27 protein-coding genes are annotated in these 21,778 nt (G+C 62.8%); 7 read left to right on the plus strand and 20 right to left on the minus strand.

Going from position 1 to position 21,778, the window contains the following annotated elements; all coding sequences use genetic code 11:
* Positions 1–39 precede the first annotated feature (39 nt).
* Complete coding sequence (locus NKI97_RS11470; RefSeq protein WP_352589027.1) at positions 40–540, plus strand: peroxiredoxin; 501 nt, start codon at positions 40–42, stop codon at positions 538–540.
* A 147-nt stretch (positions 541–687) separates the two neighbouring features.
* On the plus strand, positions 688–1,167 hold the full coding sequence (locus tag NKI97_RS11475) for a DUF2938 domain-containing protein (protein WP_352748716.1): 480 nt from the start codon (positions 688–690) through the stop codon (positions 1,165–1,167).
* 18 nt (positions 1,168–1,185) lie between these two features.
* Here NKI97_RS11475 and rnhA read toward each other — a convergent pair whose 3' ends face one another.
* From rnhA to coxB, 11 genes are all read right to left on the minus strand, one after another.
* Positions 1,186–1,725 (minus strand): ribonuclease HI, encoded by a 540-nt coding sequence (gene rnhA / locus NKI97_RS11480; protein WP_352476676.1) that lies wholly within the window; start codon positions 1,723–1,725, stop codon positions 1,186–1,188.
* On the minus strand, positions 1,722–2,684 hold the full coding sequence (locus NKI97_RS11485; RefSeq protein ID WP_352743610.1) for a homoserine kinase: 963 nt from the start codon (positions 2,682–2,684) through the stop codon (positions 1,722–1,724). The genes rnhA and NKI97_RS11485 overlap by 4 nt, the downstream gene beginning before the upstream one ends.
* A 5-nt stretch (positions 2,685–2,689) precedes the next feature.
* Positions 2,690–3,694: a 4-hydroxy-3-methylbut-2-enyl diphosphate reductase gene (ispH, locus tag NKI97_RS11490; protein WP_254818458.1), complete on the minus strand. Its 1,005-nt coding sequence runs from the start codon at positions 3,692–3,694 to the stop codon at positions 2,690–2,692.
* 107 nt (positions 3,695–3,801) lie between these two features.
* Positions 3,802–4,557, minus strand: coding sequence for an SURF1 family protein (locus NKI97_RS11495; RefSeq protein WP_352834120.1), 756 nt, complete (start codon positions 4,555–4,557; stop codon positions 3,802–3,804).
* Positions 4,554–4,940, minus strand: coding sequence for a DUF983 domain-containing protein (locus NKI97_RS11500; protein ID WP_352834123.1), 387 nt, complete (start codon positions 4,938–4,940; stop codon positions 4,554–4,556). The genes NKI97_RS11495 and NKI97_RS11500 overlap by 4 nt, the downstream gene beginning before the upstream one ends.
* A gap of 82 nt (positions 4,941–5,022) precedes the next feature.
* On the minus strand, positions 5,023–5,904 hold the full coding sequence (locus NKI97_RS11505) for a cytochrome c oxidase subunit 3 (protein ID WP_352834125.1): 882 nt from the start codon (positions 5,902–5,904) through the stop codon (positions 5,023–5,025).
* Position 5,905: 1 nt separating this feature from the next.
* Positions 5,906–6,538 (minus strand): cytochrome c oxidase assembly protein, encoded by a 633-nt coding sequence (locus tag NKI97_RS11510; RefSeq protein ID WP_352834128.1) that lies wholly within the window; start codon positions 6,536–6,538, stop codon positions 5,906–5,908.
* 7 nt (positions 6,539–6,545) lie between these two features.
* A complete protein-coding gene (locus NKI97_RS11515; RefSeq protein ID WP_502894815.1) occupies positions 6,546–6,713 on the minus strand; it encodes a cytochrome c oxidase system small membrane protein in 168 nt (55 codons plus the stop codon).
* Positions 6,710–7,654: a heme o synthase gene (locus NKI97_RS11520; RefSeq protein WP_352578609.1), complete on the minus strand. Its 945-nt coding sequence runs from the start codon at positions 7,652–7,654 to the stop codon at positions 6,710–6,712. Before NKI97_RS11520 ends, NKI97_RS11515 begins: the two co-directional genes overlap by 4 nt.
* 75 nt (positions 7,655–7,729) lie before the next feature.
* The gene (gene ctaD / locus NKI97_RS11525) at positions 7,730–9,382 is read right to left on the minus strand and encodes a cytochrome c oxidase subunit I (RefSeq protein ID WP_352578610.1); all 1,653 of its coding nucleotides are present in this window, start codon (positions 9,380–9,382) and stop codon (positions 7,730–7,732) included.
* 38 nt (positions 9,383–9,420) lie between these two features.
* A complete protein-coding gene (gene coxB / locus NKI97_RS11530) occupies positions 9,421–10,299 on the minus strand; it encodes a cytochrome c oxidase subunit II (RefSeq protein ID WP_352834131.1) in 879 nt (292 codons plus the stop codon).
* A 371-nt stretch (positions 10,300–10,670) separates the two neighbouring features.
* Between coxB and NKI97_RS11535 the strand changes: the two genes are divergently transcribed.
* The 4 genes from NKI97_RS11535 (at position 10,671) to NKI97_RS11550 (ending at position 13,538) form a co-directional block, all read left to right on the plus strand.
* Positions 10,671–11,195: an invasion associated locus B family protein gene (locus NKI97_RS11535; protein WP_352743604.1), complete on the plus strand. Its 525-nt coding sequence runs from the start codon at positions 10,671–10,673 to the stop codon at positions 11,193–11,195.
* A 127-nt stretch (positions 11,196–11,322) separates the two neighbouring features.
* Entirely contained in the window at positions 11,323–12,735 is a 1,413-nt protein-coding gene (gene tldD, locus NKI97_RS11540) for a metalloprotease TldD (RefSeq protein WP_352470657.1), read from the plus strand.
* A gap of 151 nt (positions 12,736–12,886) precedes the next feature.
* Positions 12,887–13,162 carry an AbrB/MazE/SpoVT family DNA-binding domain-containing protein gene (locus tag NKI97_RS11545; RefSeq protein ID WP_352449889.1) on the plus strand — a complete coding sequence of 92 codons (276 nt, stop codon included), beginning with the start codon at positions 12,887–12,889 and terminating at the stop codon, positions 13,160–13,162.
* Complete coding sequence (locus NKI97_RS11550; RefSeq protein WP_023674128.1) at positions 13,149–13,538, plus strand: type II toxin-antitoxin system VapC family toxin; 390 nt, start codon at positions 13,149–13,151, stop codon at positions 13,536–13,538. The genes NKI97_RS11545 and NKI97_RS11550 overlap by 14 nt, the downstream gene beginning before the upstream one ends.
* Positions 13,539–13,592: 54 nt before the next feature.
* Here the strand turns inward: NKI97_RS11550 and NKI97_RS11555 are convergent, their stop codons facing one another.
* The 3 genes from NKI97_RS11555 to NKI97_RS11565 form a co-directional block, all read right to left on the minus strand.
* Entirely contained in the window at positions 13,593–13,964 is a 372-nt protein-coding gene (locus NKI97_RS11555; RefSeq protein WP_352834134.1) for an antitoxin Xre/MbcA/ParS toxin-binding domain-containing protein, read from the minus strand.
* A gap of 75 nt (positions 13,965–14,039) precedes the next feature.
* Complete coding sequence (locus NKI97_RS11560) at positions 14,040–15,281, minus strand: class I SAM-dependent RNA methyltransferase (RefSeq protein WP_352834137.1); 1,242 nt, start codon at positions 15,279–15,281, stop codon at positions 14,040–14,042.
* Positions 15,278–16,057 (minus strand): TlyA family RNA methyltransferase, encoded by a 780-nt coding sequence (locus NKI97_RS11565; RefSeq protein ID WP_352449892.1) that lies wholly within the window; start codon positions 16,055–16,057, stop codon positions 15,278–15,280. Before NKI97_RS11565 ends, NKI97_RS11560 begins: the two co-directional genes overlap by 4 nt.
* Positions 16,058–16,232: 175 nt before the next feature.
* Here NKI97_RS11565 and NKI97_RS11570 point away from each other — a divergent pair, with 175 nt between their 5' ends.
* Positions 16,233–16,634, plus strand: coding sequence for a GFA family protein (locus tag NKI97_RS11570; protein ID WP_352449893.1), 402 nt, complete (start codon positions 16,233–16,235; stop codon positions 16,632–16,634).
* A 27-nt stretch (positions 16,635–16,661) separates the two neighbouring features.
* Here NKI97_RS11570 and NKI97_RS11575 read toward each other — a convergent pair whose 3' ends face one another.
* The 6 genes from NKI97_RS11575 to NKI97_RS11600 all read right to left on the minus strand — a co-directional run bounded on the left by NKI97_RS11575 (position 16,662) and on the right by NKI97_RS11600 (position 21,648).
* Positions 16,662–16,955: a hypothetical protein gene (locus tag NKI97_RS11575; protein WP_352449894.1), complete on the minus strand. Its 294-nt coding sequence runs from the start codon at positions 16,953–16,955 to the stop codon at positions 16,662–16,664.
* Positions 16,956–17,165: 210 nt separating this feature from the next.
* Positions 17,166–19,079, minus strand: a complete 1,914-nt coding sequence (gene dxs / locus NKI97_RS11580) for a 1-deoxy-D-xylulose-5-phosphate synthase (protein WP_352449895.1) — start codon at positions 19,077–19,079, stop codon at positions 17,166–17,168.
* 81 nt (positions 19,080–19,160) lie between these two features.
* Positions 19,161–20,081: a pirin family protein gene (locus tag NKI97_RS11585; protein WP_352834140.1), complete on the minus strand. Its 921-nt coding sequence runs from the start codon at positions 20,079–20,081 to the stop codon at positions 19,161–19,163.
* 9 nt (positions 20,082–20,090) lie between these two features.
* Positions 20,091–20,357 carry a DUF2277 domain-containing protein gene (locus tag NKI97_RS11590; protein ID WP_352449897.1) on the minus strand — a complete coding sequence of 89 codons (267 nt, stop codon included), beginning with the start codon at positions 20,355–20,357 and terminating at the stop codon, positions 20,091–20,093.
* 109 nt (positions 20,358–20,466) lie between these two features.
* The gene (locus NKI97_RS11595) at positions 20,467–20,718 is read right to left on the minus strand and encodes an exodeoxyribonuclease VII small subunit (RefSeq protein ID WP_031211056.1); all 252 of its coding nucleotides are present in this window, start codon (positions 20,716–20,718) and stop codon (positions 20,467–20,469) included.
* Between the two features lie 3 nt (positions 20,719–20,721).
* The gene (locus NKI97_RS11600; RefSeq protein ID WP_023674116.1) at positions 20,722–21,648 is read right to left on the minus strand and encodes a histone deacetylase family protein; all 927 of its coding nucleotides are present in this window, start codon (positions 21,646–21,648) and stop codon (positions 20,722–20,724) included.
* Positions 21,649–21,778: the final 130 nt, after the last annotated feature.

Below are 21,778 nucleotides of genomic sequence, written 5' to 3' on the forward strand. Positions count from 1 at the left end.
CGCAAGGACACTCCCTTCCATTTCCAAGCGAGGACCATCATGACGATCTCCGTTGGCGACAAACTGCCCGATGCGACCTTCAAGACAATGACCGCCGACGGTGCAAAGCCGATCACGACGGGCGAGATATTCTCAGGAAAGACGGTCGTGCTGTTTGGCGTTCCAGGCGCTTTCACGCCGACCTGCAGCAACAATCATCTGCCCGGCTACCTGGATAATTACGACGCCATCCTGGCGCGCGGCGTCGACACTATCGCCGTTGTCTCGGTCAACGATGTTCACGTCATGGGGGCTTGGGCCCGCTTCAGCGGCGGTGAAGGCAAAATCCTTTATCTTGCCGATGGCAATGGCGATTTCGCCAAATCGGTCGGCCTCGACGCCGACCTCTCCAGCGGCGGCATGGGGCTGCGCTCAAGGCGTTTTTCGATGATCGTCGATGACGGCAAGGTCACCGCACTCAATGTCGAGACAAAGCCCGGCGTCGACGAGTCCGGTGCGGCTCACATTCTCGGACAGCTTTCCGTCCTGGCGACAGCATAGGCCTGGGACGGCGGCGGGCGCCTTCGAGCGCTCAGCGTCCAAAGGACGCTGACTTTTGCATCGGCGCATGATTCTTCCGAAAGCCGACCCGGTTTTCGGGGCCATGTGTCGGCCCTTCGGGACTGCTTGCTTTTGGGGACCTCGATTATGTCCGACATCTTGTGGCGCAGCGTCGCGATCGGCATCGGCGCAACCGCGCTTATGGATGTCTGGGCGATTTTCCTGAGCAAGGTGTTTGCTCAACCGCGGCCGAACTGGGGGCTGGTCGGCCGCTGGGTCTGGCATCTCAGGGAAGGCAAGGTCTTCCATGACGACATTGGCGAGGCCTCGCCCTACCCGCATGAATCAGTACTTGGCTGGGCCTTTCATTATGCTGTCGGCATCGTCTACGGCGTCATACTGGTCGTGCTGGCCGGAACGGCCTGGCTCACCGCGCCGACCTTCCTGCCGGCTTTTATGCTCGGCATCGTCACCGTCGGCGCCGGGTGGTTTCTGCTGGCGCCCGGCATGGGCGCCGGCTGGGCCGCTTCGAAGCGGCCCAATCCGATGCAGGTCCGCGCCCTCAATCTTGTGTCGCATACGGTGTTTGCCATCGGACTGTTCGGCACCGCCCTTCTGATCCGCTGACACGCCAGTTCAACCGGATCAATAACTCTGGGTCGAGCGCCGAACCTTCTTGGCCGCCGATTGCCTGGACTGGGTGCCTTCCTTCGGCGGCACGGACGCGAGCACGGGTTTCGCCGACTTCGTCTTGAATGGCGCCATGCCGAGCCGCGCCAATTCGTCGGCGCGCTCGTTCTCAGGATGGCCGGCATGGCCCTTGACCCAATGCCAGGTGACCTGGTGGCGGTTGCGCGCAGCGTCGAGCTGCTGCCACAGCTCGGCATTCTTCACCGGCTGTCGGGCAGCGGTTTTCCAGCCGTTGCGTTTCCAGCCATCGATCCAGCCGAAAATGCCGTCCTTGACGTAATTGCTGTCGGTATAAAGGTCGACGACGCAAGGCTCCTTGAGCGCATTGAGCGCCGAGATGGCCGCCAACAGTTCCATACGGTTGTTGGTGGTCAGAGCCTCGCCACCATGGAGCTCCTTGATTGCGCCGTTGAAGCGCAGGATTGCGCCCCAGCCGCCAGGCCCGGGATTGCCCGAACAGGCACCATCGGTGAAGATTTCAACGCGCTTGGTCATGTCAGTCCATATTCGGAAGGAGAGTTGATCGCCCGGTGGAAGCGCATCCGGCGGATATACTCGGTCGGGTCGCGTTTCATCACCAGCCCGCCGTCCGGGACCGTCAGCCAGTCGTAGAGCCGGGTCAGCATGAAGCGCAGCGCCGAGCCGCGCGCCAGCATCGGCAGCGCAGCTTTCTCGTCACTGCTCAACGGCCGCACGCTTTGGTAGCCGGCAAGCAGCGCCGTGCCCTTGGTCAGATTGAAGGAAAAATCCTTCTCGAAGCACCAGGCGTTCAGGCACGTGGCAACGTCATAGGCGTAGAGGTCGTTGCAGGCGAAATAGAAGTCGATCAGCCCGGACAGTTTCTCGCCGAGGAAGAACACATTGTCCGGGAAAAGATCGGCATGGATGATGCCTTGCGGCAGACCGTTCGGCCAGTTCCGCTCGAAATCGGTGAAATCGGCATCGACCTCGGCCGCCAGTCCCGGCTCGACCTCGTCGGCGCGGGCGCGGGCGGCATTCCACAGCTTGCGCCAGCCATCGATGGCAAGGGCGTTGGGGCGGGTCATCGGAAAATCCGCGCCGGCGAGATGCAGTGCCGCCAGCGCCTTGCCGACCTCGCCGCAATGCGCAGCCGTCGGCCGCCGCAGCGACAGGCCTTCGAGAAAGGTGATGATGACCGCCGGCCGGCCGGCAAGTGTTCCGATCACACCGCCATCATGTGCGGTGACCGGGAGCGGGCACGAAATGCCCTTTCTGGCGAGGTGGGCCATGAGGCCGAGAAAGAACGGCAGGTCAGCCTTGTCGACGCGCTTCTCGTAAAGCGTCAGTATGTAGGAGCCGCTGCTGGTGTGCAGCAGAAAATTCGAGTTTTCGGTGCCTTCGGCGATGCCCTTGTAGGACAACAGGTCGCCGACCGGATAGTTCCTGAGGAATGCGCCGAGCTCGCCCTCGTTGACGTCGGTGTAGACCGCCATCGTTGCTACGCGGCCCCGTTGACGAAGGCCATGTCGGCAGCCGTCAGTTCGACATCGCGCAACACCCGCATCACCGGAAAGTCCTCCGTCTCCGTCGCCGTCACGGCCAGCTCGATGGTCACGTCGAAGCGCTGCCTGAACGCATCGACGATCTCGTCGACGATGATCTCCGGCGCCGAGGCGCCCGCCGACAGGCCGAGCGTCGAAATGCCGGCAATCTCATTCCACGGAATTTCGGAGGCGCGCTGCACGAGAAGCGACATCGAGGCGCCGGCGCGCTCGGCCACTTCGACCAGGCGCCGCGAGTTGGAGGAGTTGGGTGCGCCGACAACCAGGAAGAGATCGGCGCCGGCCGCTGTTTCCTTGACCGCTTCCTGGCGATTGGTGGTGGCATAACAGATCGATTCCGCCGCCGGCGCGTGCAGCTCGGGAAAACGCTGCTGCAGGGCGCGGATGATACCGGCGGTGTCCTCGACCGACAGCGTCGTCTGGGTGACGAAGCCGAGCGCTTGCGGGTCTGCGGGCACGAAGCTTGCGGCGTCGGCCTCGGTCTCGATCAGAGTGACCGCGCCGTCCGGCAACTGGCCCATTGTGCCGATCACCTCCGGATGCCCGGCATGGCCGATCAAGAGCACGTGGCGGCCAAGCCGCTGATGGCGCATCGCCTGCTTATGGACTTTCGAAACCAGCGGGCAAGTCGCGTCGAGATAGAACAGGTTGCGGGACTGGGCGTCGGCCGGCACCGATTTCGGCACGCCATGCGCCGAAAAGACGACCGGGCTCTGGCGATGCTCGGGCGGGATCTCGGAGAGCTCCTCGATGAACACCGCGCCGAGGCTTTGCAGCCCTTCGACGACGTAGCGGTTGTGCACGATCTCGTGGCGGACATAGACCGGCGCGCCGTATTTCTTCAGCGCCAGCACGACGATCTGGATGGCACGGTCAACGCCCGCACAGAAACCGCGGGGCTGGCAGAGCCGGATGGTCAGCGGCGGCTTTGTGTGAAGCATGATTGCATCTTACGCTGATTGTAGGCCGGTTGATCGGACTATGACTTCTGAGCTCAAGGCGCGAAATGAGGTGCGCGGCCCTGCCCTGTCAAGGGTAGTGGCGGCGATCATTGGTCTTTCGCCGGGCGGCGGAGCCAGGAGATCAGGACGCCGGCAAGGGCGGCGGCAAGGCCGTACCAGGTTATCGCATATTGCAGATGGCTGTTCGGCAGGTCGATGACGGTGACACCGCCAACTGGCAGCCCGCCGGGGTTGGGCGTGGCGTTCGCATCGATGAAGATCGGCACCAGCGCCGCACCTGTCGGCAGGCCGGCGCTCGAGGCCATCGCGTCACGATCTTTCCAGTAGAAGATATTCTTCTGCGGATCATTGTCGGGAAGCATCATCGAGGGCTTGGCCGGCAGCGGGTTGCGGGCGAGCCCCGTCACCGTCACTTTGCCCGTTACCTGCCCCTGCGGCCGCTTGGCTGGATCCTTGAAATCGTAAGGCACGAAGCCGCGGTTGATCAGCACGAAACGGCCATCGTCGAGCTGTAGCGGCGTGAAGACGTCGAAACCGGACTGGCCTTCCCAGGTGGCGAGGAAATGCCGCTCGTCTTGATGCAGGAAAGTGCCGGTCACTATCACCGGCGTGTAGTCCACGTCGCCGGCGGCAGCAAACCGCTTTTCGAGCTCGGCCAATGGCACAGGCGCCGAATGCGTGCGCTGGTCTATCGTCTGGAGAAGGCCCTCTTTCCAGTGCAGGCGCTGAACCTGCCAGGTGCCGAGCGCCAGCAGGATCAAAAATACGACGATACCCAGGCCGAGCGCCATTGCACGCTTCGGCAGCGACCGGCCGGCCACCGAACCTGATGCCTCGCTCATTCGCCGCGGTCCAGCCGGCCCTCGGCCGCCTTGTGGCGGTATTGCAGCGTCAGCAGCACGCCCTTGATTAGCCTGAGCGCCGTCAGGCAAAGCACCAGCGTCAGCGGAATCCACAGCAGCAGATGCAGCCAGAGCGGCGGATTGAGCGTCACCTCCATCCACAGTGCCAGGCCGACGACGATAAAGCCGATGATCAGGATAGCGAACACCGCCGGCCCGTCGCCGGCATCGGCGAAAGAATAATCGAGGTCGCAATTGGAGCAGCGATTGCCGACCGTGAGGAACCCGGAGAACAGCTTGCCCTCGCCACAGCGGGGGCAGCGGCCATGCAAGCCGGCCGAGATCGGATCGATTGGTGGCCAGATCGCCTTGTCGTCGCTCATGAGGTCATCCTAGGAGCATTTGCCGCAAAAGATAAGGCGGCCACGTCGCCGCAGCCGCCTTGTCGATTTCCTCAGTTCGATCTCAGTGCGGTTCGATCATCGCACCGTTCGATGCCCAGACGTAGATCGAGGCAAACAGGAACAGCCACACCACGTCGACGAAGTGCCAGTACCAGGCGGCGGCCTCGAAGCCGAAATGCTGCTTGGGCGTGAAATCGCCCTTCATGGCGCGGATCAGGCAGACCAGCAGGAAGATCGTGCCGATGATGACGTGGAAACCATGGAAGCCGGTCGCCATGAAGAAGGTGGCGCCGTAGATCGAATCCCTGAAGCCGAACGGCGCGTGCATGTACTCGTAGGCCTGCACCATGGTGAACAGCATGCCGAGGCCGACGGTCAGCACCAAGCCATTGATCAGGCCCTTGCGGTCGCCGTGGATGAGCGAGTGGTGCGCCCAGGTCACCGTGGTACCCGACAGAAGCAGGATGAAGGTGTTGTAGAGCGGCAGATGGAAGGGGTCGAGAACCTCGAGGCCCTTGGGCGGCCAGACGCCGCCGGTGAAGGCGGTACGGGCGTATTGATGGACCTCGCCCGGAAACAGGCTGGCGTCGAAGAAGGCCCAGAACCAGGCGACGAAGAACATCACCTCGGAGGCGATGAACATGATCATGCCGTAGCGCAGATGCAGCGACACGACACGGGTGTGGTGTCCCTCATGCGCCTCCTTGATCGTATCCGACCACCAGGCGAACATCGTGTAGATGACGATCAGCAGGCCGATGAAGAACAACCATGGATTAGCGATGTTGAAACCGAAGATCGGGAAATCGCCGCCCTTGAGATATTGCATGTAACAGACGCCGCCGAACGCGGTCACCAGCGCCCCGACGGAGCCCAGGAAAGGCCACGGGCTCGGGTCGACAAGGTGGTAGTCATGTTGTGGTTTTGCGTGTGCGTCTGCCATATCAACCCCCGAGGCTTGCTTCGGTATCTGAAATCTTGTTGCTGCGGCCGTCGGCCGGCACCGATGATGCGACTGGCTTGGTCTTGTCGACCGGGAACATCGTGTAGGACAGGGTAATCGTCGTCACATCCTTCAATTCCGGCGCGTTGATGATGTCGGGATCGACATAGAAGACGACCGGCATGTCCAGCGTCTCGCCCGGCTTCAGCGTCGTGTCGGTGAAGCAGAAACACTCGACCTTGTTGAAGTAAGGTCCGGCCAGTTCCGGCTGCACGTTGAAGGTGGCGCGTCCAGTGATGGGACGGCTGAATTTGTTGGTCGCGCTGAAATGCGCCTCGGCGGTTTCGCCGATCTTGATGGTGATCGAGCGGGCGACCGGCTGGAATTGCCAGGGAACGCCGGCGGTGTTGGCGTCGAAGCGGATGGTGATGTCGCGATCGAGCACCCGATCGGCATATTGCTGGGTCGCCCGTTTGACGGTGCCGCCGTAGCCTGTCGCCTGGCAGAACATCGCGTAGAGCGGCACCGCGGCGTAGGCCATGCCGATCATGCCGCCGAAGAACGCGATGCAGACGCCGGCGACGACGCGGTTCGTGTTTTTCTTCGTAGGATCGGTGACTGTTTGCCTGGTCATTGTGAGCTCACATCGAGCCGGGGAAACTGTGACCAAATTTCACGATGGTCGCGACGTAGAATATGACGACCAGCGCCGCCAGCGCGAAACCGATTGCGGCCGAGCGATTGCGGCGGGCCTTCTGCTGACGTTCGGTCAGCGTGACCAGTTCAAGCTTCTTTTCGATCATGCTCATGCTCCACCGATGGTCAGCGCGCGCGCGACAACGCAATCGCCAAGGTAGGCGGCGAAGATGGCGAAGAGATAGAGCAGCGAATAGCCGAACAAGGCCTTGGCCGGCTTCATCGCCCGGTCGTCATCGGCCATTTGCAGCACCTTCCACGCATACCAGACGAAGCCGGCGCCGAGCAGCAATGCAACGATGCCATAGGCCGGCGTGGTGAAGCCGAGAACCCATGGCAGCACGCCAACCGGTGCGAGGACCAGCGCATAGGCAAAGATCTGGCGCCTGGTCGAGGCCTGGCCGGCGACATTCGGCATCATCGGAATGCCTGCCTTCGCATAGTCCTCCGACTTGAAGAGCGCGAGCGCCCAGAAATGTGGCGGCGTCCACAGGAAAATGATCAGGAACAGCACCAAGCTTTCGAGGCTGACCGATCCGGTTACCGCCGCCCAGCCTATGACCGGCGGAATGGCACCGGCAGCCCCGCCGATGACGATGTTCTGCGGCGTCCAGCGCTTCAGCCACATCGTATAGATGACGGCATAGAAAAAGATGGTGAAAGCCAGAAGCGATGCTGCCAACCAGTTGACCAGCACGCCGAGCGTCATCACCGACAGAACCGACAGCACCAACCCGAAACTCAATGCCTCGCCCGGTCGGATGCGGCCGGCCGGCACGGGACGGCCGGCGGTGCGCGTCATCACCGCATCGATGTCTGCGTCGTACCACATGTTGAGCGCACCGGAGGCGCCGGCGCCGATGGCAATAGCCAGGATCGCGATCACCGCCAGCAGCGGATTGATGGTCACCGGGGCGGCGACCATGCCGACAAACGCAGTGAACACCACCAGCGACATGACGCGCGGCTTCAGCAGGGCGAAGAAGTCGCCCGCCGTCGCTTCCGACATGCGGAAGCCCGGCTCGTCAATCAGTCTGTCTTCGGCAAGGGCCATGCGTACTTAAAGTCCATCATTCCGTTGGCCAAAACCGCCGGCCGGCCGGCGGTTCCGTATTAAGGAGGCAACCGCCTACTTGATCTTCGGCAACTGTTCCCACTGGTGGAACGGCGGCGGCGAAGGCAGCTGCCATTCCAGCGTGGTCGCACCCTCGCCCCAAGGATTGGCGCCGGCGACCCGCCTCTTCTGGAACGCCTCGAAGACGCCGAAGAGGAAGATGACGACGCCGACAGCCGAGATGTACGAGCCGTAGGACGACACCATATTCCAGCCGGCGAAGGCATCCGGATAGTCGATATAGCGACGCGGCATCCCGGAGAGACCGAGGAAGTGCTGCGGGAAAAAGACCAGGTTGACGCCGACGAAAGTGACCCAGAAGTGGGTGTTGGCGATCACCGGCGAATACATGTAGCCGGTCATCTTCGGGAACCAGTAGTACCAGCCGGCGAAGATGGCGAAGACCGCGCCCAGCGACAGCACGTAGTGGAAGTGCGCGACCACGAAATAGGTGTCGTGCAGCGGGCGGTCGAGGCCGGCATTGGCCAGCTGCACGCCGGTGACGCCGCCAACAGTGAACAGGAAGATGAAGCCGATCGCCCACAGCATCGGGGTCTTGAGCGAAATCGACCCGCCCCACATAGTGGCGATCCACGAGAAGATCTTCACACCCGTCGGCACCGCGATGACCATGGTGGCAAAGACGAAATAGCGCTGGGTGTCGAGCGACAGGCCCGTCGTGTACATGTGGTGGGCCCAGACGATGAAGCCCACCGCGCCGATGGCAACCATCGCATAGGCCATGCCGAGATAGCCAAACACCGGCTTCCTCGAAAAGGTCGAGATGATATGGCTGATGATACCGAAACCCGGCAGGATCAGAATGTAGACCTCCGGATGGCCGAAGAACCAGAACAGGTGCTGGAACAGGATCGGATCGCCGCCGCCGTCCGGGGCGAAGAAGGTGGTGCCGAAATTGCGGTCGGTCAAAAGCATGGTGATGCCGCCGGCCAGCACCGGCAACGATAGCAGCAGCAGGAAGGCGGTAATCAGCACCGACCAGGCGAACAGCGGCATCTTGTGCATGGTCATGCCGGGCGCGCGCATGTTGAAGATGGTGGTGATGAAGTTGATGGCGCCAAGAATCGAGGAGGCGCCGGCTATGTGGATTGACAGAATCGCCAGGTCCATGGCCGGTCCAGGCTGGCCCGATGTCGACAGCGGCGGGTAAAGCGTCCAGCCGCCGCCGACGCCGTAGGCGCCGGGCGCACTCGGGACGAAGGCCGAGAAAATCAGCAGAATGAAAGCCGGCGGCAGCAGCCAGAACGACACGTTGTTCATGCGTGGGAAGGCCATATCCGGCGCGCCGATCATGATCGGCACCATCCAGTTGGCAAAGCCGCCGATCAGCGCCGGCATCACCATGAAGAAGATCATGATCAGCGCATGCGCGGTGGTGAAAGCATTGTACATGCTCTTGCCGCCGTCGATGGCGGCGTCGCCGTTCATGCCGTAGACCATCTGCGCCAGGCCAGTGAAGATCTGGATGCCCGGCTCCTGCAATTCCATGCGCATGACGACCGACAAGGCGCCACCGATGCAGCCCGCCATGATCGCGAAGATCAGATAAAGCGTACCGATGTCCTTGTGGTTGGTCGAATACACCCACCGGACCCAGCCATGATACGGCTTGTGGTCGTGGTCGTCGTGAGCTGCAGCGTGCGCCATGGTCGGCTCCGTTCCCTGAATCTTTTCTGGTCGCGGCATCAATTGCCGGCGGCCGCTACCTTGTTCGTGCCATCGACCTCGGCCATCAGCGCCTTGTTGGCGCCGGGAAGGTCGGTCTTGGCTGCCGCCAGCCAGGTCTTGTATTGTGCATCGGAGACGACGCGAATGGCGATCGGCATGAAGGCGTGGTCCTTGCCGCAGAGTTCCGAGCACTGGCCGTAATAGAGGCCTTCCTTGTCCGCCTTGAACCAGACCTCGTTGATGCGGCCCGGCACCGCATCGGTCTTGATGCCGAAGGACGGCATGGCAAAGGCGTGAATGACGTCGGTCGCCGTCACCAGCACCCGGGTCATGGTGCTGACCGGCACCACCATCTCATTGTCGACGGCGAGCAGGCGCGGATACGCGGCGCGATCTTCCTTGCCGGCAGCAGCCCTGTCGGCATCCTGAAGGATCGCGGAATTAAAGGAAAGCGTGTTGTCGACCTGGTATTCGTAGTCCCAGTTCCACTGATTGCCGGTCGCCTTGACGGTCAGCTTGGCTTCTTCCGGCGGCGTGTATTGCGCGGTCAGCAGCTGGAACGAGGGAATGGCGAGACAGAGCAGGATGACGACGGGACCGACAGTCCAGATGACCTCGATCAGCGTGTTGTGGCTGGTGCGCGACGGCGTCGGGTTGACGCTCGCCCGGAACCGCAAAATGCAGTAGGCAATCAGGAAAAGCACCAAGGCGGTGATCACAATGATGAACGCAAACGAGTAGTTCCCGAACCACTCGATCTGCCGCATAATGTCGGTTGCCGGAGGCTGAAAACTGGTTTCCCAAGGTTGGGGCTGGGCTGCATGAGCGGATGCAGCGGCAAACAACGTGGCGGCGGCAGTAGCTACGATTTTGGCGGTTGCCAGGAATTTTCTCATCGCCCTCGTCATCTCCCAGTTCCTCGCGATCGGACCGCAAGAATGTCGAACAATGCCGGGACGGGAATCCCGGACAATTCAAGGCTGGTTCAAACCATACTCTATTTGCCTCCGCAAGAAAGGAGCGCCGGAACCCGTGCGGCATTTTTGCGCGCAAGCGCGGCGCTGGCTTCGTGCGGTGACGGCTCGCCGCGAATCACCGCAGCGGCATCCGGGTAGAATGAGCCGCGCGGCGCGCGGAACCGTCGCAATTAGGGCGAAATTGGCACGGAAAAGCGCATTGTTGCCTGTGTCGGGGCAGATCGCCGGGGTCTCGTCCTTTACTTGGGTTTAGTGCGGCTTAAAGTGCCGTGATTCGCAATGGAGCCGTCATGAACCCTTGGCTTTCGAGAACCTTGGCGAAGGTCATCTTTGTTGCCGCCGCAATAGCCTTGTCCGAGGCCGGCCTGGCCAATGCCGCGCAGCCAAGCGGCACGGTGAAGTCAACGCACGGGGCGTGGTCGATCATCTGCGATACGCCCGCCGGTGCTACATCCGAACAATGCGTGATGATGCAGAACGTCGTCGCCGAGGACCGTCCGGAAATGGGTCTTTCCGTTGTCGTGCTGCGCACAGCCGACAACAAGGCCGAAATCCTGCGTGTGCTGGCGCCGCTCGGCGTGCTGTTGCCCAACGGCCTCGGCCTCAATGTCGACGGCAAGGATATCGGCCGCGCCTATTTCGTGCGCTGTTTCCAGGACGGCTGCTATGCCGAGGTCATCCTGGAAAAACCGCTGCTCGACACGCTGAAGACCGGTACGTCCGCCACCTTCATCGTCTTCCAGACGCCGGAAGAGGGCATCGGCATTCCCGTCGACCTCAAGGGTTTCGCCGACGGCTTCGCCGCCCTGCCTTGAGACTGGGTCTTGTAGCGCGATCCAGTGAGTTGACCGGCCGAGGTCACGGCAAATCTCATTTCAGATTGTCTGTGCGGGCCTTCGCGCCTACATCGTGGGAAACAATCCTCCTGCGAATGGACCTGCCATGAACAGCCTGATCGGCCAATTTGACATTTCCGACGATCGCATCAAGCAAATCGTTGCCGAGACTATTAACGGCGCCGACGACGGCGAACTGTTTCTCGAATATAGCGAAAGCGAATCGCTGATGTTCGACAATGGCAAGCTGAAGACCGCGAATTTCAACACCGACCAGGGTTTCGGCCTGCGCGCCGTCGCCGGCGAAGCCAGCGGCTACGCCCATTCCAGCGATCTCTCCGAAGCCTCGCTGCTGCGCGCCGCCGATGCCGTTTCGACGGTGAAGAGCGGCTATTCCGGCACGCTTGCCGCAGCGCCTGCCCGCACCAACCGCCATCTCTACGGCGACGGAAACCCTATCCCCTCGCCTTCCTTCGAGGCCAAGGCCAAGCTGCTTCAGGAAATCGATGCATGGCTGCGGGCCGAGGATCCGCGCGTCAGGCAGGTGACGGCGTCGCTCGCCGCCTCCTGGCAGCATGTCGAGATCGTGCGCGCCGACGGCCAGATGGTGCGCGACATCCGTCCGCTGGTCAGGATCAACGTGTCGGTGGTGGTCGGCGACGGCGACCGCCAGGAGAGCGGCTCCTACGGCATGGGAGGCCGCAAGGATTTTGGTGAATTCCTGATCGAGGACAGCTGGCGGCACGCGGCCAAGGAGGCATTGCGGCAAGCGCTGGTCAATCTCGAAGCGGTTCCAGCACCTGCCGGCACTTTCGACATCGTGCTGTCGAGCGGCTGGCCGGGCGTCATGTTGCACGAGGCCGTCGGCCACGGGCTGGAGGGCGATTTCAACCGCAAGAAGACGTCGGCCTTTGCCGGCCTGCTTGGCCAGCAGGTGGCGGCGAAAGGCGTCACCGTCGTTGACGACGGCACCCTGCCCGAGCGGCGTGGCTCGCTTACCGTCGACGATGAGGGCACGCCATCGGCCCATAACGTGCTGATCGACGATGGCAAGCTGGTCGGCTACATGCAGGACCGCCAGAACGCCCGGCTGATGGGCATGAAAGCCACCGGCAACGGGCGACGCCAAGGTTACGCGCACGAGCCTATGCCGCGCATGACCAACACCTACATGACAGCGGGCGACATGGAGCCGGACGAGATCATCGCCTCGGTCAAGAACGGCATCTATGCCGTGTCGTTCGGTGGCGGCCAGGTTGACATCACTTCGGGCAAGTTCGTGTTCGGCTGCACCGAAGCCTACATGATCGAGAACGGCAAGGTGACGCAACCGATCAAGGGCGCCATGCTGATCGGCAACGGGCCGGATGCCATGCATCGTGTGGCGATGATCGGCAACGACATGAAGCTCGACACCGGCATCGGCATGTGCGGCAAGGCCGGACAGGGCGTGCCGGTCGGCGTCGGCCAGCCGCATCTCAGGATGAACCAGATGACAGTCGGCGGCACCAGGGTTTGATGGAGTTGACGCCGAATTATCGCCGCTCCGGAACAACCAATCCCCGCCGCCCACTGCCTTGTCATCGCTTTAAGTAGGAGTAGCTTGCGCCTTGAATTTGCGGAGAGCTTCGACTATCTTACATTCGTCTTACACCTAAGGACGTGCCGAGATGGCTGCCGCAAAGAAGCTCGTAACTACGGTCTCGACCAAGGGACAGGTCATCCTGCCCAGCGCGATCCGGAAACGGAGGGAATGGCATGCCGGCACACGCCTTCTGGTCGAGGATACCCCGGAGGGCGTGCTACTGAAGCCTGCGCCAGTCTTCGCCGAGACACGGCCAGAGGACGTGTTTGGATCGCTGCGCTATAGTGGCAGGCCGAAGACGTTGGAGGAAATGGACGCGGGCGTGCTCGCCGAAGCGCGGCGGCGCCATGCTCGCAATTGATACCAACCTGATCGTCCGCTACCTGACGGGCGATCACCCGTCGCAGTCTTCCCGCGCCCGGGCGCTGATCGATAGCCAGCCGGTCTTTGTCGCCGTCACGGTGATGCTGGAAGTCGAATGGGTGTTGCGCAGCGCCTATGGTTTTGCGCCGCTTGAAATCGCCCGTACGCTACGGGTGTTTAGCGGGCTTCCCACGGTAGAGGTGGAAGACGGGGCGGTCGTGTCGTCCGCGCTCGACCTCTCGGAACAGGGGTTGGATTTCGCTGATGCGCTGCATCTGGGCAAGTCCGCTCACTGCGCTGGCTTCGCGACTTTTGACCGCAAGTTCGTCAGGGCCGCGAAGGCGGCCGGATACGAACGCGTGCAAGAAGCATAGCAGCTCACAGCGGCCCAGCGCGGCACAAAAGCGCGCCACAGGGTCAGCCTGGTTTCAGGCATAGATGCCGGAGCGGACTGCCTCCAGATAGGCAAGCACCTTGTCCGTCTTGCCTTCGCGAACCAGATCGTAGGCGGTCTTTCCGGCCCAACCGGGGATCGGCTGATGCTTGAACCAGATCGCCGCACGATGTTCATCACCGGCCATCTCGCCGGCCATCGCCAGGATACGGACGATGGGACTCAATGCGGCGTCGACCTTGCGCGCACCGGGCTTGGCGGCAAGCGTGTTGCGCGCGAGACCGGTCAGCCCCGCCAGTTCTGTCATATTGACCCCTAGCAGTTCAGCGACCCGCCTTGGCGAGAGAAACGGCGCCCGCTCCTCGCCGAAGCGCGATGCCGAAATTTCGAAGGCTGCGGTGCTCATGGCAATTTCCTGGCACAGTTTGAACGACGTGCGCTAAAAATGTGCTTTTTTGGTGCGCGTTTCAGGCCCTGGCTGCTAGCGCCTTCGTCTCGGCTTCTCCAACAGCGCCACGGCCTCGACATGCGGCGACCACAGGAACTGGTCGATCGGCGTCACGCTCTTCAGGGCGTAGCCGCCGTCCATGAGGATGCGTAGGTCCCGCGCCAGCGTTACCGGATTGCAAGACACCGCGGCGACGAGCGGCACGTCGCAGCGCGCGATCTGCTTCGACTGGTCCTCGGCGCCGGCGCGAGGCGGGTCGAAGACAACGCCGTCAAAGGCATTCAACTCCTTGAATGTGAGCGGCCTCCGGAACAGGTCGCGACGTTCGCCGGTCACCCGCTTCAGGCCGCTGGCGAAACGGAATGCCCGGTCGAGCGCCGCGAGTGCTGCCGCATCGCCTTCCACCGCATGAACCTCCGATCTTGCGGCCAGGCGCAGCGCGAAGCTGCCGCAGCCGGCGAAGAGATCGGCGACCTTTTTGGCGCGCGCGAAATGCTGGCCGACAATGTTGGCCATCGCCTGTTCGGCAGCTTCGGTCGCCTGCAGGAAAGCGCCCGGAGGCACTGCGACGGCGACGCCACCAAACAGGACGACCGGTTTGTTTGGTTCGATAATGACCTCGCCGTCGACCGACAGCCTGGCTAGCCCCTCGGCGATGACGAAGTTGGAAGCGACGCGGCGCTGGTTCTCGCCGAGCTTGCCGGAATCGTGAACCGCGACATCGAGGCCGGAACCGGTCACCGTCACCGCCATGTGGAACGATTTGGTCGTGGTGCAGATCAGTCCGGCAAGCATCCTCAAACGGTCGAGCGCAGCGACGATCTGCGGTGCCGAGATCGGGCATTCCTCGATCGAGATGATCTCGGATGACAGCGCGCGAACGAAGCCGAACTGCATTCCCGCCTCGCTCCGCCGGGCGGTGAAGACGACGCGGCGGCGCGTGTGCGGCGCGCACGGCACCAGCGCCCCGACATCGCAAGCGATGCCCTTGCTCTTCAGCGCATGCACGACCTTTTCGCGCTTCCACCGGTGATAGGCTTCAGTCTCGAGATGCTGGACGGCGCAGCCGCCGCATGCGCCGAAATGCCGGCACGGCGGATCGACCCGCAACGCCGAAGCCTCAACGACCGACATCAAGGTGGCGCGATCTTTCTCCCGCGCGGCGGTGACCACCTCTCCCGGCAGCGCGAACGGAATGAAAACCTCGCCGGTTTCCGTCTCGGCGATGCCGTCGCCCTGCGAGCCCAACCTTGCGATCGTGAAACGGGTGCTCATCGCTTCTGGGTCTCGACGTCCTTGATGCCGCCGAGCAGGAACTCGCGGTTGCCGTCGCCGCCCTCTATCGGTGACAGATGAAGCCCCAGCGAGCGCCAGCCGGGAATGGCATCGAGCCAGTCCTGCATCAGGCCGGCAATGCGCGCCGCATCATAGGGGTCCTTAAGCAGGCCGCCCTTGCCGATCGCCTCGCGGCCGGCCTCGAATTGCGGCTTGACCAGAAACACAGCTTTTGCGCCGTTCCTGGCCAAGGCAAGCGCCGGCGGCAGCGCCAGTTTCAGCGATATGAAGCTAACATCCGAGACGATGAAATCCGGCACACGGCCGCCGAGATCGGCGGCCGATAGTTCGCGCGCATTCAGGCCTTCAATTACCGTCACGCGCGGATCGCCGGCGATGTCGGAGTGCATCTGGCCGTGCCCGACATCGATCGCCGTGACATGCGCCGCGCCGCGTTCGAGCAGCACCTGCGTGAAGCCGCCGGTCGAGGCGCCGACATCGAGCGCTTCGCTGCCGGTGGGGTCGAGGGCGAAATGGTCGAGACCAGCCTTCAGCTTCAGTGCGGCGCGCGACACGTAACCCTGCGCCGGATCGTCAACGACAATGTTGCACTCAGGCAGAACGGCCTGGCCCGGCTTGAGGGCGACGATGCCATCGACCGTCACGGTGCCGCGCTCGACCGCGTCGCGGGCACGCGAGCGGCTGGCAAACAGACCGCGCTGGACGAGCAATTCGTCGAGCCGCTGGCGTATGCTGGCTGGCGGAAGGGAAGTCATCGGCCTTCATGGCGAATGCCAACGATGATGGCAAGGATATTGGCGATGAGACAATGCATAGTTGGAAACGGGTGAACGCATCAAGCCACTCCGCTGTTTGTCGAACCTCGCACGAGATCCGACGCAATGCTAAGAAAGAGATGCCGTTTAGCCGTCGAAACGTGGAGGAGGAAACATGCTGACGGGAACCTGCCACTGCGGCGCAGCCCACTGGACCCTGGAGGGCGATCCCGGTTCGATCACTGCCTGCAATTGCACACTTTGCCGTCGCTACGGCACGCTCTGGGCTTATGACCATGTCGACGAACGCATCCGCCTTGCCGGGCCCGTAAGCGCCTATCGGCGCGTCGGAAAGGCTCATCCTTCGCTTGAGATTCTCTTCTGCCCAACCTGCGCTTGCGTCCTGGCCTGGCGCGGTTTGCATCCCGATGCGGCTGGGCGCTACCGCATCGCCGTCAATGTGAGGCTTGCGCCGCCCGAGGCCGTCGCCGATCTCCCGATCGACCATTTCGATGGTCTCGATGCATTCGAGGATTTGCCGAGAGATGGTCGCTGTGTGCGGGATATGTGGTTCTAGTTTCTAGAGTCTCTTCGGGATCATGCTTTAGAATATGGTCCGCGAAACCCGCCGTTCGACGGCCGGCGTCAGACCGTCGCTGCTGTCGCCGAACACCTGCGGGCGCGGCCGGTCAACGGAAATTGACGCCTTCGGTGAGGTATCTGGCATGACGACAAATTGCGGCGCCTGCTTGTAGGAAAAGCCGCCACGGATCTCGCCGATCTTGCCGGCGACGATGCCCATCACCGCCTCTTCGAGTTTGCGGTCGTAGCGCGTTTCGGCCCCGGCCGACGCGGCGAAGATGGCCGCAAGCGCAATGCCGCCCAAAAGCGATCTCATTGGTCTTCTTTCCCCTGCCTGGTTGCCTTCTAGCAGGGCAGCGTTGAAGAACGGCCAAAGGACACGGTAAGCAAATCGCCAAACGACAGCGTAAACAGCATGTTACGACTGTGCGCCGGCAATTTGATTCAAGCAGTTGAGATTTTGATTCAGACTGGCATCTTGCAGCCAAGTTGAATCGCTTCGGCGTCGCCGGAATGCGTCTACAAGCTAGGCGCGCTGGGCCTGCGCGGTATGCCCCAACGCCACGAACACTGTGCGCACGATGCCGGCGCTGTCCAGCCCGGCATCGGCATACATCTTTTCCGGCTTGGCATGGTCGACAAATGTGTCGGGCAGCACCAGCGGGCGCACCTTCAGGCCGCTCTCCAGCAGCCCTTCATGGGCCAGGAACTGCAGCACATGGCTGGCGAAGCCGCCGACCGCGCCCTCTTCCACCGTCACCAGTATCTCGTGTGAACGGGCCAGCCGCCGGATCAGGTCCTCATCGAGCGGCTTGGCAAAACGGGCATCGGCGACCGTGGTCGAAAGCCCGGCCGCGCCAAGCTCCTCGGCTGCGGCCAGGCAATCCTGCAGCCTGGTGCCGAAGGAAAGCAGCGCAACCTTGGTGCCTTCCCTGACGATCCGGCCCTTGCCGATCTCCAATACCGAGCCGCGTTGCGGCATCTCGACACCAACGCCGTTACCGCGCGGGTAGCGGAAGGCGATCGGGCCGTCATCGTAGCTTGCAGCGGTGCGTACCATGTGGCGCAGCTCGGCCTCATCGGCCGCGGCCATGACGACGAAACCGGGCAGCGTCGCCAGGAAGGTCGTGTCGAAGGCGCCGCAATGGGTGGCACCATCGGCGCCGACGAAGCCGGCGCGGTCGATCGGAAAGCGCACCGGCAATTTCTGGATCGCCACGTCGTGGACGACCTGGTCGTAGGCGCGCTGGAGAAAGGTCGAGTAGATCGCCGCGAAAGGCTTGAAGCCTTCCGTGGCAAGGCCGGCGGCGAAGGTCACCGCATGCTGCTCGGCAATGCCGACATCGAAGGTCCTCGCCGGAAACGCTTCGCCGAACAGGTCAAGCCCGGTGCCGTTCGGCATGGCGGCGGTGATGGCGACGATGCGGTCGTCCTCTCGGGCCTCCTGGATCAGGCTTTCGGCAAACACCTTGGTGTAGCTCGGCGCATTGGCGGGCGCCTTGGCCTGGGCGCCGGTGATGACGTCGAATTTGTTGACGCCATGATATTTGTCGGCCGCTGCCTCGGCCGGGGCGTAGCCCTTGCCCTTCTGGGTCACGACGTGGATCAGCACCGGGCCGTCGGCATTGTCGCGGACGTTCTTCAGCACCGGGATCAGGTGCTCGAGGTTGTGACCGTCGATCGGGCCGATGTGGTAGAACCCCATTTCCTCGAACAACGTGCCGCCGGTGACGTAACCGCGCGCATGCTCGACCGCTCGCTTGATGGCGCGATCGGCGCGCTCGCCGAGATACGACGTCAGCTTCTTGCCGAAATCGCGCAAGCCCAGATAGGTCTTGCCCGACGCCAGACGGGCCAGATAGGCGCTCATTGCGCCGGTCGGCGGAGCGATCGACATATCGTTGTCGTTCAAGATGACGATCAGCCGGGCATCGAGTGCGCCGGCATTGTTCATCGCCTCATAGGCCATGCCGGCCGACATGGCGCCGTCGCCGATGACGGCAATGACATTGTTGCGGCCATCGGACAGATCGCGCGCCATCGCCATGCCGAGGCCGGCTGAAATCGAGGTCGAGGAGTGGGCTGCGCCGAACGGATCGTATTCGCTCTCGACGCGACGGGTGAAGCCGGACAGGCCGCCCTCCTGGCGCAGCGTGCGGATGCCGTCGCGGCGGCCGGTCAGGATCTTGTGCGGATAGGCCTGGTGGCCGACGTCCCAGATCAGCCGGTCGTCCGGCGTGTTGAAGACGTAGTGCAGCGCGACGGTCAACTCGACGACGCCAAGGCCGGCGCCGAGATGGCCGCCGGTGTGGGAAACGACGTCGATCAGTTCGGCGCGAAGCTCTGACGCAAGCTGCGGCAGGTCGCCTTCGGCAAGCGTGCGCAAATCGGCTGGGACGCGGACCTTGTCGAGAAGCGGCGTATCGGGCTTTGCGTTCACTGTTTGCGAGCCTGGTCAGATTTTCTGTTCATCGTGAAATATGCCGCTGGCCGGCGAATGTAAATGTGGCGGTAACGCGCATCAGCTTTCGGGCAGCGGGATGAACTCTTGCTCGTCTCCAGGAACGATATCGAAGCGGCCTGTCTTCCATTCTTCTTTCGCCTGCTCGATGCGTTCCTTTGAGGACGATACGAAATTCCACCAGATATAGCGTTTCGAACCGAGCGAGGCGCCGCCAAACAGCATGAAATGGGCGCCGCGTTCCGATGAGACAACGATTTCGTCGCCGGGCCGGAAGACCAGCAGCCGCTCGGCCGGGAAGCGGTCACCGGATATCGAAACCTCGCCTTCCAGCGTATAGATGGCACGCTCCTCGGCATCGGCCGGGACCTTCACGCTGGCACCCGGCGCCAGCCTGAGATCGGCATAAAGCGTGTCCGAAGCGGTGGCGACCGGGGAGCGCAAGCCGGAAAACGCACCGATGATCACACGGCCGCTGACCCCCTCGGCCTCGACTTCGGGCAGGCGCAGGGCCGCGGTGTTTTCGAAGACAGGCGCGACCTCCTCCTTGCCGTCCGGCAGCGCCAGCCATGTCTGCAGGCCGGAAACCGACATCGGCGCGCCGCGCAATTCTTCCGGTGTCCGCTCCGAATGGACGATGCCACGGCCGGCGGTCATCAAATTGACATCGCCGGGCTGGATTACCATCTCGGTGCCGAGCGAATCGCGGTGCCTGATCTTGCCGTCGAACAGGTAAGTCACCGTAGACAGGCCGATATGTGGGTGCGGACGCACGTCGAGCGCCTGGCCCGCTCGCAGAACGGCTGGACCCATGCGGTCGAAGAAGATGAAGGGTCCGACCAGCCGGCGCCTGGCCGTCGGCAAGGCGCGGCGAACCTGAAATCCGCCGATGTCCTTGGTATTCGGAATGACCATCAGCTCGATCTGATCGCTGGCGAAGGCATCGCCCATCTGCGGATCGTTTCCGGGAAAGAAGCTCACGCGGTCCCCTCAGGCGAAGCGAAGTGCGGATTTGGCCTTCGCCTTGGCCGCCACCTCTTCGCGATTGCGCGGATGCTGCGTCGTCTCGAGGCTGTCGAGCAATTCGCGCGCCGAGGTGGCAATGGCCTCGACGGCATGGTCGAACGCATGCTGGTTCTGTTTCGACGGCCGCGTCGTTCCGCTCAGCTTGCGGACAAACTGAAGCGCGGCATCGCGGACCTCGTCATTGGTTGCCGGCGGATCGAAATTGAACAGGGTTTTGATGTTTCTGCACATCGTTCGCAATCTCCTCTCGTCCTGGAGCCGTTTCAAACGGGATGAGTTTTATCCTCAATCGTGATGATGTCCAAAGCCGGTAAGCAAAATTGTCGTTCGAGGCCGCGCCTCAATCCGCGTCCAACGGCTCTGTCCCGACCGGCTTGCCGTCACGCGACAGCCTGATTTTCTCGACCTTGTCCTCGGCCGCCTTCAGCAGCCGGTCGCAATGCGCCTTCAGCGCCTCGCCGCGCTCGTAGATGCGGATCGACTGGTCGAGCGGAACGTCGCCGCGCTCCAGATCGTCGACGATCCTCTCCAGCGCCTCGAGCGCCTGCTCGAAGCTCATCGCCTTGACATCCTCGTTGGTCTCACCAGCCATCGTCTATCCCTTCATCAGCCGCCCGACATGGGCGGCGACTGAAAATGCCAATCCCTGCAGATCGTAGCCGCCCTCGAGCACGCTGACGAGCCGGTTGCGGCTACGGCGCCCGGCTCGTTCGAGCAACTGGCCGGTCGCCCAGTCGAAATCATCCTCGGTGAGGTTGATCTCGGCCAGCGGATCGCGGTGGTGGGCATCGAAACCGGCGGAGATGATGATGAGGTCGGGCGCAAAATTGTCGAGCGCCGGCAGGATGCGTGACAGAAAGGCGTCGCGGAAACTATCGCTGCCGCTCTGCGGCGCCAGCGGCGCGTTGACAATGTTGCCGGCGCCGGTTTCGCTCACGGCCCCGGTTCCCGGGTAAAGCGGCATCTGGTGTGTCGAGCAATAGAGCACCGATGGATCGTCCCAGAAAATGTCCTGCGTGCCGTTGCCGTGATGCACATCCCAGTCGACGACGGCGACGCGGTCGGCGCCATGGTTCTTCTGCGCGTAGCGTGCCGCGATCGCGGCGGTGTTGAACAGGCAAAAGCCCATTGAGGTGGTCTTTTCGGCATGATGGCCGGGCGGCCGTGCGGCGACGAAGACGTTTTCGGCACGGCCGGTGAAGACGTCGTCGACCGCGGCGTTGGCTGCGCCGATCGCGGTCACGGCCGCCTGCCAACTCTTCGGGCTGGCGGTGGTGTCGGCGTCGATACGGGCGATGCCGGTGTCCGGAATCGCTGCGCGGACACGTTCGACGAATTCGGGCGGATGCGCGTAGAGGATGGTTGCCTCGTCGCCTTCGGGCGCCTGGACGCGATCGAGCGCCGCGAAGGCCTCGTCGTCAAGCACACGCTCTATGGCGCGCAGACGGTCCGGTCGCTCCGGATGACCGGGCGGTGTTATGTGCTCGAGAAAAATCGGGTGGGTGTAAAGTCTCGTGACCATGCCCCGATATAGGCGCGCCTCGCCGCTTTGGCCATGTTTTCGCGCGCTGGTGACGCGATGTTCAACAGGGTTTAGGCAACCGGCGTCGGCTGAGCCCACCGCGAGCCGCCTTGGGATCGGCGAAAAGATG

Source organism: Mesorhizobium sp. M0296, assembly GCF_040321675.1.
Classification (GTDB): domain Bacteria; phylum Pseudomonadota; class Alphaproteobacteria; order Rhizobiales; family Rhizobiaceae; genus Mesorhizobium.

Coding starts and splice junctions, on each gene's coding strand:
- NKI97_RS11595 (WP_031211056.1), bottom strand. CDS start 20,718: ATGGCTGGTGAGACCAACGAGGATGTCAAGGCGATGAGCTTCGAGCAG.
- NKI97_RS11515 (WP_502894815.1), bottom strand. CDS start 6,713: ATGAGCATGATCGAAAAGAAGCTTGAACTGGTCACGCTGACCGAACGT.
- NKI97_RS11505 (WP_352834125.1), bottom strand. CDS start 5,904: ATGGCAGACGCACACGCAAAACCACAACATGACTACCACCTTGTCGAC.
- rnhA (WP_352476676.1), bottom strand. CDS start 1,725: ATGACCAAGCGCGTTGAAATCTTCACCGATGGTGCCTGTTCGGGCAAT.
- NKI97_RS11570 (WP_352449893.1), top strand. CDS start 16,233: ATGCTGACGGGAACCTGCCACTGCGGCGCAGCCCACTGGACCCTGGAG.
- coxB (WP_352834131.1), bottom strand. CDS start 10,299: ATGAGAAAATTCCTGGCAACCGCCAAAATCGTAGCTACTGCCGCCGCC.
- ctaD (WP_352578610.1), bottom strand. CDS start 9,382: ATGGCGCACGCTGCAGCTCACGACGACCACGACCACAAGCCGTATCAT.
- NKI97_RS11475 (WP_352748716.1), top strand. CDS start 688: ATGTCCGACATCTTGTGGCGCAGCGTCGCGATCGGCATCGGCGCAACC.
- NKI97_RS11545 (WP_352449889.1), top strand. CDS start 12,887: ATGGCTGCCGCAAAGAAGCTCGTAACTACGGTCTCGACCAAGGGACAG.
- NKI97_RS11550 (WP_023674128.1), top strand. CDS start 13,149: ATGCTCGCAATTGATACCAACCTGATCGTCCGCTACCTGACGGGCGAT.
- NKI97_RS11565 (WP_352449892.1), bottom strand. CDS start 16,057: ATGACTTCCCTTCCGCCAGCCAGCATACGCCAGCGGCTCGACGAATTG.
- NKI97_RS11535 (WP_352743604.1), top strand. CDS start 10,671: ATGAACCCTTGGCTTTCGAGAACCTTGGCGAAGGTCATCTTTGTTGCC.
- NKI97_RS11575 (WP_352449894.1), bottom strand. CDS start 16,955: ATGAGATCGCTTTTGGGCGGCATTGCGCTTGCGGCCATCTTCGCCGCG.
- NKI97_RS11470 (WP_352589027.1), top strand. CDS start 40: ATGACGATCTCCGTTGGCGACAAACTGCCCGATGCGACCTTCAAGACA.
- NKI97_RS11485 (WP_352743610.1), bottom strand. CDS start 2,684: ATGGCGGTCTACACCGACGTCAACGAGGGCGAGCTCGGCGCATTCCTC.
- NKI97_RS11590 (WP_352449897.1), bottom strand. CDS start 20,357: ATGTGCAGAAACATCAAAACCCTGTTCAATTTCGATCCGCCGGCAACC.
- NKI97_RS11520 (WP_352578609.1), bottom strand. CDS start 7,654: ATGGCCCTTGCCGAAGACAGACTGATTGACGAGCCGGGCTTCCGCATG.
- NKI97_RS11495 (WP_352834120.1), bottom strand. CDS start 4,557: ATGAGCGAGGCATCAGGTTCGGTGGCCGGCCGGTCGCTGCCGAAGCGT.
- ispH (WP_254818458.1), bottom strand. CDS start 3,694: ATGCTTCACACAAAGCCGCCGCTGACCATCCGGCTCTGCCAGCCCCGC.
- NKI97_RS11510 (WP_352834128.1), bottom strand. CDS start 6,538: ATGACCAGGCAAACAGTCACCGATCCTACGAAGAAAAACACGAACCGC.
- NKI97_RS11500 (WP_352834123.1), bottom strand. CDS start 4,940: ATGAGCGACGACAAGGCGATCTGGCCACCAATCGATCCGATCTCGGCC.
- NKI97_RS11555 (WP_352834134.1), bottom strand. CDS start 13,964: ATGAGCACCGCAGCCTTCGAAATTTCGGCATCGCGCTTCGGCGAGGAG.
- NKI97_RS11600 (WP_023674116.1), bottom strand. CDS start 21,648: ATGGTCACGAGACTTTACACCCACCCGATTTTTCTCGAGCACATAACA.
- tldD (WP_352470657.1), top strand. CDS start 11,323: ATGAACAGCCTGATCGGCCAATTTGACATTTCCGACGATCGCATCAAG.
- NKI97_RS11560 (WP_352834137.1), bottom strand. CDS start 15,281: ATGAGCACCCGTTTCACGATCGCAAGGTTGGGCTCGCAGGGCGACGGC.